This window comes from Pseudomonas sp. GW822-FHT05A08, assembly GCF_058800485.1.
Window position 1 is genome coordinate 3,937,548 of record NZ_CM179511.1, and the last position, 12,909, is coordinate 3,950,456.

General features: G+C 66.0%; 11 protein-coding genes. 6 read left to right on the forward strand and 5 right to left on the reverse strand.

Annotation, left to right across the window (positions count from 1 at the left end; translation table 11 throughout):
- Nucleotides 1–335 precede the first annotated feature (335 nt).
- Together AC3RCP_RS17520 and AC3RCP_RS17525 are read left to right on the forward strand one after the other, a co-directional pair.
- Nucleotides 336–1,574 (forward strand): acyl-CoA dehydrogenase family protein, encoded by a 1,239-nt coding sequence (locus AC3RCP_RS17520; RefSeq protein ID WP_492571294.1) that lies wholly within the window; start codon nt 336–338, stop codon nt 1,572–1,574.
- Between the two features lie 114 nt (nt 1,575–1,688).
- Nucleotides 1,689–2,468: a TSUP family transporter gene (locus AC3RCP_RS17525; protein WP_007926540.1), complete on the forward strand. Its 780-nt coding sequence runs from the start codon at nt 1,689–1,691 to the stop codon at nt 2,466–2,468.
- Between the two features lie 74 nt (nt 2,469–2,542).
- Here the strand turns inward: AC3RCP_RS17525 and nudC are convergent, their stop codons facing one another.
- The 3 genes from nudC to AC3RCP_RS17540 form a co-directional block, all read right to left on the reverse strand.
- Nucleotides 2,543–3,373, reverse strand: a complete 831-nt coding sequence (nudC, locus tag AC3RCP_RS17530) for an NAD(+) diphosphatase (protein WP_009049279.1) — start codon at nt 3,371–3,373, stop codon at nt 2,543–2,545.
- 6 nt (nt 3,374–3,379) lie between these two features.
- On the reverse strand, nt 3,380–4,192 hold the full coding sequence (locus AC3RCP_RS17535; protein ID WP_101338168.1) for a crotonase/enoyl-CoA hydratase family protein: 813 nt from the start codon (nt 4,190–4,192) through the stop codon (nt 3,380–3,382).
- Between the two features lie 149 nt (nt 4,193–4,341).
- Entirely contained in the window at nt 4,342–5,124 is a 783-nt protein-coding gene (locus AC3RCP_RS17540; RefSeq protein ID WP_492571293.1) for a class I SAM-dependent methyltransferase, read from the reverse strand.
- Between the two features lie 145 nt (nt 5,125–5,269).
- Between AC3RCP_RS17540 and AC3RCP_RS17545 the strand changes: the two genes are divergently transcribed.
- Both AC3RCP_RS17545 and pncA read left to right on the forward strand, forming a co-directional pair.
- The gene (locus AC3RCP_RS17545; protein WP_492571292.1) at nt 5,270–5,521 is read left to right on the forward strand and encodes a hypothetical protein; all 252 of its coding nucleotides are present in this window, start codon (nt 5,270–5,272) and stop codon (nt 5,519–5,521) included.
- A 78-nt stretch (nt 5,522–5,599) separates the two neighbouring features.
- Nucleotides 5,600–6,262, forward strand: coding sequence for a bifunctional nicotinamidase/pyrazinamidase (pncA, locus tag AC3RCP_RS17550; RefSeq protein WP_053261447.1), 663 nt, complete (start codon nt 5,600–5,602; stop codon nt 6,260–6,262).
- Between the two features lie 65 nt (nt 6,263–6,327).
- On the opposite strand, the gene AC3RCP_RS17555 is transcribed toward pncA, so the two are convergent.
- Entirely contained in the window at nt 6,328–7,629 is a 1,302-nt protein-coding gene (locus AC3RCP_RS17555; RefSeq protein ID WP_007926529.1) for an ATP-binding protein, read from the reverse strand.
- A gap of 4 nt (nt 7,630–7,633) precedes the next feature.
- Entirely contained in the window at nt 7,634–8,335 is a 702-nt protein-coding gene (locus tag AC3RCP_RS17560) for a response regulator (RefSeq protein ID WP_009044166.1), read from the reverse strand.
- A gap of 216 nt (nt 8,336–8,551) precedes the next feature.
- Here AC3RCP_RS17560 and AC3RCP_RS17565 point away from each other — a divergent pair, with 216 nt between their 5' ends.
- Nucleotides 8,552–9,709 carry an efflux RND transporter periplasmic adaptor subunit gene (locus tag AC3RCP_RS17565; protein ID WP_087090641.1) on the forward strand — a complete coding sequence of 386 codons (1,158 nt, stop codon included), beginning with the start codon at nt 8,552–8,554 and terminating at the stop codon, nt 9,707–9,709.
- A gap of 12 nt (nt 9,710–9,721) precedes the next feature.
- Nucleotides 9,722–12,850 carry a multidrug efflux RND transporter permease subunit gene (locus AC3RCP_RS17570; protein WP_492571291.1) on the forward strand — a complete coding sequence of 1,043 codons (3,129 nt, stop codon included), beginning with the start codon at nt 9,722–9,724 and terminating at the stop codon, nt 12,848–12,850.
- The last annotated feature ends 59 nt before the right edge of the window (nt 12,851–12,909 follow it).

Consider the following 12,909-nt stretch of genomic DNA (forward strand, 5'->3'; position numbering starts at 1 on the left):
GAACAGAGCAGCAACCGTGCCAGCCGGAAAACTCCAGGGCCGCGCACCCCTGTAGCCGCTGCCGCAGGCTGCGCAAAGGCCCGAAGGGCCTTCCTGCGTCGGCAAAGGCAGCGTCTGCTGCGCAGCCGATCGCAGCCTGCGGCAGCGGCTACAGGTAGACCGTCATCTGCTCCATCAACAGGTCGATTTGTTGATGCGCTGTTGGCTGGGCAACAGTTGCCGACCAACCGCCCTGCGCCTGGCCCGCTGATTACAGCCGCCCGCCTCCCGGCACGGACCATGCAATCCCCTCCGCGCAAACCACGCTTTCACTGCCGACTCAAGGAGCTGTGCCCATGACCGAACACCAGGTGATCAATCCATTGTCCGTAGGCGTCGACTACGAAGCCCTGGCCGGGCGCTTCCGCCCGATCTTCAAGCGGATCGCCGCCGGCGCGGTGGAGCGCGAGCAATCGCGCAGCCTGCCGTACGAGGCGATCGGGTGGCTCAAGGAGGCCGGTTTTGGCGCGGTGCGGGTGCCGGTGGAATACGGTGGCGGCGGCGCCTCCCTGCCGCAGTTGTTCCAGTTGCTGATCGAACTGGCCGAGGCCGACTCCAACGTGCCGCAAGCCTTGCGCGGGCATTTCGCCTTTGCCGAGGACCGCCTCAACGCTGCCCCGGGACCGGCACGGGACCTGTGGTTCAAGCGTTTCGTCGAGGGCGACATCGTCGGTTGCGCCTGGACCGAGATCGGCAGCGTGGCCATTGGCGAGGTGATCACCCAGGTCTCGCCGGCCGGCGACAAGTGGCGGCTCAACGGCGAGAAGTTCTACAGCACCGGGAGCATTTTCTCCGACTGGATCGATGTCTACGCCCGGCGCAGCGACACCGGTGGCGACGTGATCGCCGCGGTGCGCACCCGCCAGCCGGGCATCGTGCAGAGCGACGACTGGGACGGCTTCGGCCAGCGCACCACGGGTAGCGGCACCTCGCGCTTTGTCGATGCCGAGGTGGAGGCCGAGAACCTTATCGACTTCGCCACCCGCTTCAAATACCAGACCGCGTTCTATCAATTGGTGCTGCTGGCGACACTGGCGGGCGTCGGCCGCGCCGCAGTGCGCGATGTGGCCCACGAGGTGCGCGCGCGCAAGCGCATCTACAGCCACGGCAACGCGCCCCGGGTCAGCGAGGATGCCCAGGTGCAGCAGGTGGTCGGGGAAATCTCGGCCCTGGTGTATGCCGCCGAGGCCAGCGCGGTGCGCGCGGCGGAACCGGCGCAGCAGGCGTACCTGGCACGCTTTGCCGGGAATGACGAGGCAGAGCGGGCAGCCAATGTCGCCGCGGAAATCCAGTCGGCCACGGCCCAGGTGGTGGTCAGCGAGCTGATCCAGCGCGCCACCAGCGAGCTGTTCAATGCCCTGGGCGCTTCGGATATCCGCCAGGGCAAGGCCCTCGACCGCCACTGGCGCAACGCCCGTACCCTGTCGTCGCACAACCCGGTGATCTACAAGGCGCGCATCGTCGGCGATTGGCTGATCAATGGCAGCGAACCGCCGTTCGTGTGGCAGATCGGCAACGGGCCACAGCGCCAATAGCAGCCTCACCGGCCGCTCCTACAGAATTGGGACGGTCGCGGGCGTGAAAGGTTATGGGTAAGATACCGACCTTTCGCGCAGCTCTTCTGCGCCCCGCCGAAATAAGTCGATCCCATGCCTTTCGAACTCAGCGTAGATTTGACCACCCTCGCCATTCTGGCCCTCGTCGCCTTCATTGCCGGCTTTATCGACGCCATTGCCGGCGGCGGCGGCCTGCTCACCACCCCGGCGCTGCTCACCGCCGGCCTGCCGCCGCACCTGGTGCTGGGCACCAACAAACTGAGTTCGACCTTTGGCTCGGCCACCGCCAGCTTCACCTTCTACCGGCGCAAGCTGTTCCACCCGCGGCAATGGACCCACGCTATCGTCGGCACCCTGGTGGGTGCGCTGAGCGGCGCGGTGGTGGCCCATTACCTGCCGGCCGAATGGCTGAACAAGATGCTGCCGGTGATCGTCTTCGCCTGTGGCGTGTACCTGCTGTTCGGCGGCACGCCGAAAGCGCCGCTGGACAGCGAGGCGCCGATCAAGAAAAAGTGGCAATCGACCCAAGGCTTCAGCCTCGGTTTCTACGACGGCGTGGCCGGCCCCGGCACTGGCGCCTTCTGGACCGTCAGCAGCCTGCTGCTCTACCCCATCGACCTGGTCAAGGCCAGCGGCGTGGCGCGCAGCATGAACTTCGTCAGCAACGCGGCAGCGCTGTCGATCTTCATTTTCTCCGGCCAGGTGGATTGGGCCATCGGCCTGAGCATGGGCCTGTCGCTGATGGTCGGCGCCTTCTTCGGCGCCCGTACCGCGATCAGCGGTGGCGCGAAATTCATTCGCCCGGTGTTCATCACCGTGGTCCTGGGCCTGACCGTGCGCCTGGCCTGGCAGCACTGGTTCAGCGCCGTTTGACCCACTGAAACGACAGCGGGCGAACCCAATGGATTCGCCCGCGCTGTTTGTTTCCAGCTCCTTCCAGCCGGGGCTCAACCCGGCAATACAGGCTCCGCCAAGCCCAGGCGCCGCGCCACATACAGATCGATCAGGTAACGGGCAATCGAGCGTGACGCCGGTAGCGGCGGCAACGCATGCACGTTGAACCACTGCGCATCCTCGATCTCGTCTTCCTGCGGCACGATCTCGCCGCCGGCGTACTCGGCATGGAAACCCAGCATCATCGAATGCGGGAACGGCCAGCACTGGCTACCGATGTACTGGATATTCTTGACCTCGATCTGCACCTCTTCGCGCACCTCGCGCACCAGGCAGTCCTCGGCCGATTCGCCCGGTTCGGCGAACCCGGCCAGGGTGCTGTAGACCCCGGGGACGAAACGCGGCGACCGCGCCAGCAACACCTCGTCGCCGCGAGTGATCAGCACGATCATGCTCGGTGAAATCCGCGGGTAGCTGCGCAGGTCGCAGGGCTCGCAGTACATCGCCCGCTCGCGCATCACCTGGGTCATGGGCTGGCCGCAGTTGCCGCAGAAGCGGTGCTCGCGGGCCCAGGTGCCGATCTGCGCGGCATACCCCAGGACCTTGTACAGGGTGTGATCGCCGTCGAGCATGAACGCCCGCAGGCCTTTCCAGTTGCAGCCCGGCACCTCGGAAACGCTCTTGAGCTCCAGCAGGTAGACCGGCTCGCCATCCAGGTGGCCGATGCCGTGCTCGGCGAGGATCGGCAGGTCCTGGCGCTTGAGCCATTCGCGGGGGAACAGCGCGCCGTTGTCGTCGAACAGAAAGCCCTGCGGGCCGCGGGCCACGGCCCAGCCGCCGGGAAGGTCGATATCCAGTACTGCGGTGGTCCAGCGTGAAGTCATGTTCAATCAGTCCAGAAATTCAGGTTTCTGTTTGCTCATATGGGCGGCCATGGCCACGCGCAGGTCGGTGGATTGCAGCATGGCGGCGTTCCAGGTAGCGATGTATTCCAGGCCGTCGTCGATGCGATGGTCGCGCATGTAGCCGATCATTTCCTTGGTACCGCTGACGGCGATCGGCGACTTGCTGGCGATTTCCCAGGCAATGCCCATCACGCCGTCGAGCAGGCTTTCGCTGTCGGCGTAGGTGCGATTGACCAGGCCGATACTGCGCGCCTCCTCGGCGCCGAAGGTGCGCCCAGTGTAAGCCAGTTCGCGCAGCATGCCGTCACCGATGATACGTGGCAAACGTTGCAACGTGCCGACATCGGCGGCCATGCCGATATCGATTTCCTTGATCGAGAATTGCGCGTCCGCGGCAGCGTAGCGCATGTCGCAGGCGGCGATCAGGTCGATGGCGCCGCCCAGGCAGTAACCCTGGATCGCCGCCAGCACCGGCTTGCGGCAGTTGTCGACGGCATTGAAGGATGCCTGCAGCTGCAGGATCTTGCGCCGCAGCAGGCGCGCGTTGCGCCCGACGTCCTTGCCCAGTTCGTTGGCCACGCCGGCCAGCATCATCAGGTCGATGCCCGAGGAAAAGTGCTTGCCGGCGCCGCTCAGCACCACCACGCGGACCGCGTCGGTATCGTCGATCCAGCGGAAGATCTCGATGATCTCGCTCCAGAACGCGGCGTTCATCGAGTTGATCTTTTCCGGCCGGTTGATCTGCACATGGGCGATGTTGTCAGCAAGTTCGACGCGAAAGGCTTGATATTCGGACATGGCAGCATTCCTTACCGGGCAAAAAAATGAGGCCCGAACTATAGCAAGGGCCTGTGCCGCGCAGTAAGGCAGCGCATCGGCCAAAACCGGGACTGGCCACACAACGGCCTATCTATTCTCTATGGGTTGTGGGCAGGAGGATTGGCGGATCACGGGATTTTGTGGGCCCAGAACGCCGCGGTTTCGTAAGGCACGCTGACCACGCATTTATCCCGCAGCTCCGGTTCTTCGGCGATCAAGGCGGCGATCTGCCGGTCGACCTCCGCCCTCTGCGCATCCGGCAAGGCCGCAATAAAGCTGGTGGAGCGCACCCGATCGAAAATCACGTTCTGCGGCGCGCCGCTGTGGCTGTTGCGAAAGTGCTGCTCCTGCAAGGGCGTGAAACTCGGATGGGGAAAGGCCTGGCGCCAGGCCCCGGTGTAATAGCGCGGCGTATCGCCTTGCAGGGCGTTGACGATCCGGTCCAGGCGCTGCACCCACGGCACCCGCGCATCGCGCAGGTTCCACACCAGGCCCAGGCGGCCGCCCGGCTTGAGCACCCGGGCGATTTCGCTCAACGCTTCATGGCTGGCGAACCAGTGAAAGGCCTGGGCGCAGACCACGGCGTCCACCGATTCGTCGGCCAGCGCAATAGCAGTGGCGGTGCCGCTCAGGGCTTCGGCCTGGGGATAGCTGGCGGCGAGCCTGGCGCGCATCTGCGCCACCGGCTCCACGGCGATCACCCGCGCCCCGGTCGCCAGCAGGCGCCCGGTGAACTTGCCGGTGCCGGCGCCGAGATCGACCGCCACCTGGCCGGCCTGCAAGCCCAGGCAGGTGCGCAGCCACTGATCCAGCGCCGGCGGGTAGTCCGGGCGGCCACGCACATAGGTGTCGGCCGCGCCCTTGTAGCCGTCGGCGGCAGCATGATGGATCGCAGGTTGCGGGTCTTTCATCGGTCGGCTCCAGATCATTGGCCAGTGCTGCCCAGCATAGCCCCGCCCAGGCGACTGACGGCATGAAAAATCTGTCAGTTTGGGCAGCGCGGCCAGGGCGATGGACCTTTAATGGAGGGACCGCTATCCGCATGGAGACCGCGCGATGAACCTCCCTCCCCTCGCCTTCGGCGCCCCGCTGCTGCTCGCCGGCGGCCTGCTGACGACCTTGCTGGCGGTCGCCGCCAACTGCCCGGACGGCCAGGTCTGGGACAGCAAGAACCAGCGCTGCGTCAGCCAGCGCACCACCCGGCTACCGGACGCCGACCAGGCCAGTGGCCTGCTCTCCCATGACCGCTACGAAGAGGCCATCGCCGCTGGCGGCAAGACCCGAAGTCAGTCGATTCCCACGCCCTGACCGGCGGAACGGCGCCATGGAACGGGCACGCTATGCTCTGGGAGAATGGACTCATTGCTCAACCCAGGGAGCTTGCACATGCCTACTGCCAAAACCGCCAGCAGCCGTCGCTCACGCAAGGCGCTGCTGGTCATCGACGTACAGAACGACTTCATCCCCGGTGGCGCGCTGGCCGTGCCCGGAGGCGACCAGATCGTACCCTTGATCAATCGCCTGGGCAGCCACTTCAAGCAGGTGGTGATCGCCCAGGACTGGCACCCGGCCGGGCATATCTCGTTCGCCTCCAGCCACGACGGCCACGCACCGAACGACATCATCCAATTGCCCTATGGTCCGCAGGTGCTCTGGCCGGACCATTGCGTACAGGCCAGCCGTGGCGCCGAACTGCACCCCAAACTCAACCTGCCCCACGCCCAGTTGATCCTGCGCAAGGGCTGCAATCCGGATATCGACAGTTACTCGGCCTTCGTCGAGGCGGACCGCAGCACCACGACCGGCCTGGCCGGCTACCTGAGCCAGCGCGGCATCGACACGGTGTATCTGGTGGGGCTGGCCCTGGACTATTGCGTGGCCTGGTCGGCGCTGGATGCGCGGGCGGCGGGGTTCAATACCTTCGTGATCGTCGATGCCTGCCGGGCCATCGACATGGACGGCTCGCTGGACAAGGCCACCCGGCAGATGCGCGCGGCGGGGGTGAACCTGATCAAGGCCAGCGAGCTGCAGCCGACCGCATTGTGCTGAAACAACACCTTCCCTAAACGTCGGTGTGCCGGGCATTCCCCGTCGCCGGGGGTGCCCGGCAAGGCTCAGGCCGGCATCGGCAGCCACAGGCGAAAACGCGCGCCGCCCAGCGGTGAGGCTTCGACGGTCAGGGTCCCGCCCTGGGCTTCCAGGGCCCGGCGGCTGATGGCCAGGCCGAGGCCGAAGCCGCCGGTGGCGCGATCGCGGCTGCGGTCCAGGCGGTAAAAGGGTTCGAACACCCGCTCGCGCTCGTCGTCGGGAATGCCGATGCCATCGTCGTCGACCCAGATTTCACAGCCGCGCTCGCTGACGTGCACCCCCACCTGGATACGCTTTTCGCAATAGCGCGTGGCGTTGCGCAGCAGGTTCTGGATCGCCCGGGCGGTCAGCCGCGGGTCGAGGCTGAAGCGCTCCAGGCTGCCGTGCAGTAGCACATCGATGACGATGTCCGGGGATTCCAGTTCGTCGTCGACGCTGCCGAGGATGCTGTCGATGAACTCGTCCAGCGACACCTCGACCTGCTCCGGCAACTGCGCCGGGATCTGCAGACGGCTGTAGGACAGCAGCTCGAGCACCAGTTCGTCCAGCTCGCGAATATGCGCCACCAGCCCTTGCAGGCGCTCGCGGCTGGTGGCCGGCAGGTCGTCGGAGAGCGCCAGCGCCAGGCCGAAGTCGAGCCGGGTCAAGGGCGTGCGCAGCTCGTGGGACACCGCGTTGAGCAGGTCGCGTTGCTGGTTCAGCAGGTTCTCGATGTCGCCGGCCATGGTGTCGAAGACATTGGCCAGGCTGCCGATATTGGAGCTCGAGGGGATCTGCGTGCGCTCGCTCAAATGACCCTTGCCGAAACGCTCGGCGGCGTGTTTCAGACGCTCCAGGTCGCGCCAGTGCGGCCGCAGCCAGAGCAACAGGCAGGCGAGCATGGTCGCGCCGATCAGCACGTTGATGCTCCAGTACAGCAGGCTGACGTCGATCGGGTCCGGCGGCACCACCATCTGCACCGCCATCTGCTCGTCCAGCGGCGCCACCGCGAGGGTGCGCCAGCCCCAGTCGCCGACCCGCACCACGTTCTCGCCGCGTTGCAGGCGTTCGCGCTCGTACAGGGTGAAATCGGCATCGTCGTTGCGGGTCAGGACGATGTGCAGCGGCTGGAATTCCTGGTCCATTTCCGCGGCCAGGGCCGGCCACTGCTCTGAGGGCACGCCGCGAAACTGCTTGACGATCAGGGTCTGCAGGCCCCGGGAATAATCCAGGTTGTAAGTGACGAAACGCTCGTGGAAGACCTTCACCACCAGCTCCGGCACCAGGTAGATCGCCGCGCTGAACGAGACGATGGTCACCAGGTACAGGCGAATCAGGATTCTCAGCATCGACTCAGCATTCCCATTCGGAACGACTGAACAGGTAACCCTTGCCCCACACGGTCTTGATCTTGCGCGCCTCGCCGGCATGGTCGTCGAACTTGCGCCGCAGCTTGGAAATCGCCACGTCCACCGAGCGGTCGGTGCCGTTGAACTCGATGCCCCGCAGGCGTTGCAGGATCTGGTCGCGGCTCAGCACCTCGCCGGCATGCCGGGCCAGCACCACCAGCAGGTTGTATTCGCCGCTGGACAGCTCCACCAGCTGGTCGCGCCAGCTCACGGTGCGCTCCGACAGGTCGATGCACAGGTTGCCCATGAGGATCCGGTCGCTGGCAGTCTGCGGCTCGCCGAGGCTGCTGCGGCGCAACAGGGTGCGCACTCGCGCCAGCAGCACCCGCGGCTCGCAAGGCTTTGTCACATAATCGTCGGCGCCCATTTCCAGACCCAGCACCTGATCATGGCTATCATCACGGGCGGTCAGCATCAGGATCGGCAGCGACGCCGAATCGGCCCGCAGCAGGCGGCAGACCTGCAGGCCGTCCAGGCCGGGCAGCATCAGGTCGAGAATCACCAGGTCCGGCGGGTTGACCCGCGCCCGTTCGCGCACCTGGTCGCCGCGGCTGATGACATTGACCTGATAGCCGTTGCGCTCCAGGTAACTGGCGATCAGTTCGGAGAGCGCGGAGTCGTCTTCGACCAGAAGGATGTTGGGCATGGGGATTGAAGTCTTTGAGTGAATAAAAACACAGCGACAACGTTCCTTAGAATGTTCCCTGGGAAGCCGTCGCCCGATCAGCGAGACACAAAGGATATACAACCTCGCGCCCGCCCGAGCATTCGTTTCACACTTTTTCACACAGCACCTACACAGCTTCACAGCGGTCCTGGCGGCATGCCCTTAGCATGCCGCAGTCATCATTGGGGTATCAGCATGTCGAAAAACCTGTTTGCGCCGTTCTGCCTGTTGTTGCTGGCAGCCGCGCTGAGCGCTTGCGACCAGGCCTCCACCGCCGAAGAACAGGCGCCGTTGGCCAAGGTCCGGATCGAAACCGTCGAGACTCGCCCGCTGTCGATCAGCAGCGAACTGAGCGGGCGCATCGCCGCGCCGCGTATCGCCGAGGTGCGCGCACGGGTGGCCGGGGTGGTGCTGCAACGGACCTTCCGCGAAGGCACCGACGTCAAGCAGGGCGACGTGCTGTTTCGCATCGATCCGGCACCGTTCAAGGCCGACCTCGACAGCGCCCTGGCCAGCCTGCGCAAGGCCGAGGCCAACGCCTTCCAGGCCCGCTTGCAGGAGCAGCGCTACGCCCAGTTGATCGAAGACCAGGCCATCAGCGCCCAGGAATACGACAACGCCCGGGCCAATGCGCGCCAGACCGCCGCCGACGTAGCCGCCAACCAGGCCGCCGTGCAGCGCGCCCGGCTGAACCTGGGCTATGCCACCGTCACCGCGCCGATTTCCGGGCGCGTCGGCCGCGCCCTGGTCACCGAAGGCGCACTGGTGGGCCAGAACGAAACCACGCCGCTGGCGCTGATCCAGCAACTGGACCCGATCCACGCCGACCTCACCCAGTCGACCCGCGAGCTCAACGACCTGCGCCGCGCCTTCCGCGCCGGCCAGTTGCAGCAGGTCGGCCAGGACCAGGCCAAGGCCACGCTGATCCAGGACGACGGCAGCCTCTACCCGCTGCCGGGCAAGCTGCTGTTCGCCGACCTCAGCGTCGACCCGAGCACCGGCCAGATCATCCTGCGCAGCGAGTTCCCCAACCCGGACCTCGACCTGCTGCCCGGCAGCTTCATTCGCGTACGCCTGGAGCAGGCGGTGAACCGCCAGGGCATCAGCGTGCCGCAGCGGGCCATCCAGCGCGACAGCGCCGGCATCGCCCAGGTGCTGCTGGTGGATGCCGAGCAGCGGGTGGTGCAGCGTCCGGTGCAACTGGGCGCCGTGCAACAGGACCGCTGGATCGTCAGCGACGGCCTCAAGGCCGGCGACCGTATCGTCGTCGAGGGCCTGCAGCACGCCCGTCCGGGCGAAAAGGTGCAGATCGACGACAGCCCTCTTCCCCTTGCCCAGACCACTGGACAGTAGGTAGGAACCCTCATGCCGCAATTCTTTATCGACCGTCCGGTGTTCGCCTGGGTGGTCGCCCTGTTTATCCTGCTGGCCGGCGCCCTTTCCATCCCGCAGTTGCCGGTGGCGCAGTACCCCAACGTCGCCCCGCCGAGCATCGAGATCTACGCCGTGTACCCGGGCGCCTCGGCGCAGACCGTGGACGAAAGCGTGGTCAGCCTGATCGAGGAAGAACTCAACGGCGCCGACCACCTGCTGTACTTCTCGTCCCAGAGCAGCCTGGGCAGCGCCACCATCACCGCCACCTTCCAGCCGGGCACCAACCCGGAAATGGCCCAGGTCGACGTGCAGAACCGCCTCAAGGTAGTGGAGCCGCGCCTGCCGCAAGCGGTGACTCAGCAAGGCCTGCAGGTGGAAAAGGTCTCGGCCGGCTTCCTGCTGCTGATCACCCTCACCTCCAGCGACGGCAAGCTCGACGACACCGCGCTCAGCGATTACCTGGCGCGCAACGTGATGAACGAGATCCGCCGCCTGGACGGGGTCGGCAAGGCCCAGCTGTACGGCGCCGAGCGCGCCATGCGGGTGTGGATCGACCCGCAGAAGCTGATCGGCTTCAACCTGACCCCGGCCGACGTCAACGCGGCGATCGTCGCGCAGAACGCCCAGGTCTCGGCCGGCAGCATCGGCGACCTGCCGAGCCACTCGAGCCAGGAAATCACCGCCACGGTATTGGTCAAGGGCCAGCTGTCGACCCCGCAAGAGTTCGCCGACATTGTCCTGCGGGCCAATCCGGACGGCTCCACCGTGCGCATCGGCGACGTCGCCCGGGTGGAAGTCGGCAGCCAGGAATACCAGTTCTCCACTCGCCTCAACGGCAAGCCTTCCACTGCGGTCGGCGTGCAGCTGTCGCCGGGGGCCAACGCCCTGAGCACCGCGACCCTGATCCGGGCGAAGATGGACGAGCTGTCGCGCTACTTCCCGGCCGGCGTGGAATACAAGATCCCCTACGACACCTCACCCTTCGTCAAGGTCTCGATCACCAAGGTGGTCTACACCCTGGGCGAAGCCATGTTGCTGGTGTTCGCGGTGATGTTCCTGTTCCTGCAGAACATCCGCTATACCCTGATCCCGACCCTGGTGGTGCCCGTGGCACTGATGGGCACCTTCGCCACCATGCTGGCGCTGGGTTTCTCGATCAACGTGCTGACCATGTTCGGCATGGTCCTGGCCATCGGCATCCTGGTGGACGACGCCATTGTGGTGGTGGAGAACGTCGAACGGATCATGGCCAGCGAGGGCCTGTCGCCCAGGGAGGCGACGCGCAAGGCGATGCAACAGATCACCGGCGCCATCGTCGGCATCACCCTGGTGCTGGTGGCGGTGTTCCTGCCGATGGCCTTCATGCCGGGTTCGGTGGGCGTCATCTACCAGCAGTTCTCGCTGTCGATGGCCACCTCGATCCTGTTCTCGGCCTTCCTCGCCCTGACCCTGACCCCGGCCCTGTGCGCCACCCTGCTCAAGCCGATCGCCAAGGGCGAGCACCATGAAAAAGGCGGCTTCTTCGGCTGGTTCAACCGGCGCTTCGAAAACCTCAGCGACGGCTACCAGCGCTGGGTCGCCTATGCGCTGAAACGCTGCGGCCGCTACCTGCTGGTGTACGGCGTGCTGCTGGTGGGCCTGGGGCTGCTGTTCAGCCGCCTGCCCTCTTCGTTCCTGCCGGTGGAAGACCAGGGCTACACCATCACCGACATCCAGCTGCCACCGGGCGCGAGCAAGAACCGCACGATCCAGGTGGTGGAACAGATCGAGGCGCACAACGCCAGCGAACCGGGGGTCGGCGACAGCACGGTGATTCTCGGCTTCAGCTTCTCCGGCAGCGGGCAGAACGCCGCACTGACCTTCACCACCCTCAAGGACTGGTCGCAACGCGGCAGCGACGACTCGGCGCAATCCATCGCCGACCGGGCCAACGCCGCCTTCAGTGAAATCAAGGACGCGGTGTCCTACGCCGTGCTGCCACCGCCGGTGGACGGCCTGGGCACCTCCAGCGGCTTCGAGTTCCGCCTGCAGGACCGCGGCGGCCTCGGCCATGCCGCGCTGATGCAGGCCCGCACCGACTTGCTGGCCGCCGCGGAAAAGAGCCCGATCCTCGTCAACGTGCGCGAAAGTGCCCTGGCCGAGGCGCCGCAGGTGCACCTGGAAGTCGACCGCAAGCAGGCCAACGCCCTGGGCGTGTCCTTTGCCGACATCGGCAATGTGCTGTCCACCGCGGTCGGTTCCAGCTACATCAACGACTTCCCCAACCAGGGGCGGATGCAGCGGGTGGTGGTCCAGGCCGAGGGCGATCGACGCAGCCAGGTGGAAGACCTGCTGAAGATCAACGTGCGCAACAACCTCGGCAAGATGGTGCCGCTGTCGGCCTTTGCCCAGGCGCGCTGGACCCAGGGCCCGACCCAGTTGACCCGCTACAACGGCTACCCGGCCATCAGCATTTCCGGCGAGCCGAGCGCGGGCCACAGCACCGGCGAGGCCATGGCGGAAATCGAGCGCCTGGTCAGCCAGCTGCCCACCGGCCTGGGCCAGGAATGGACCGGCCTGTCGTTGCAGGAACGCCTGTCCGGCAGCCAGGCGCCGCTGTTGCTCGGGCTGTCGCTGCTGATCGTGTTCCTGTGCCTGGCGGCGCTGTACGAGAGCTGGTCGATTCCGACCTCGGTGCTGCTGGTAGTGCCCCTGGGTGTGCTCGGCGCGGTGCTGGCAGTGACCCTGCGCGGCATGCCCAACGACGTGTTCTTCAAGGTCGGGCTGATCACCATCATCGGCCTGTCGGCGAAAAACGCGATCCTGATCATCGAGTTCGCCAAGAGCCTGTACGACGAAGGCCACGACCTGGTGGACGCCACGGTGCAGGCCGCGCGCCTGCGCCTGCGGCCGATCGTCATGACCTCGCTGGCGTTCATCCTCGGCGTGGTGCCCCTGGCCATCGCCAGCGGCGCCAGTTCGGCCAGCCAGCAGGCCATCGGCACCGGGGTGATCGGCGGCATGATCACCGCGACCCTGGCGGTGGTATTCGTGCCGGTGTTCTTCGTGGTGGTGATGAGGCTGGTCAGGCGCAACGGCAAACAAGCGGTGAGCGTCACGGCGCCAGGAGCGGCCGAATAGTCATGCGGCGGCGGGTCTTCAGCGTACCGCGTGATCGTTGAAGGCTTATCAAGCCATCG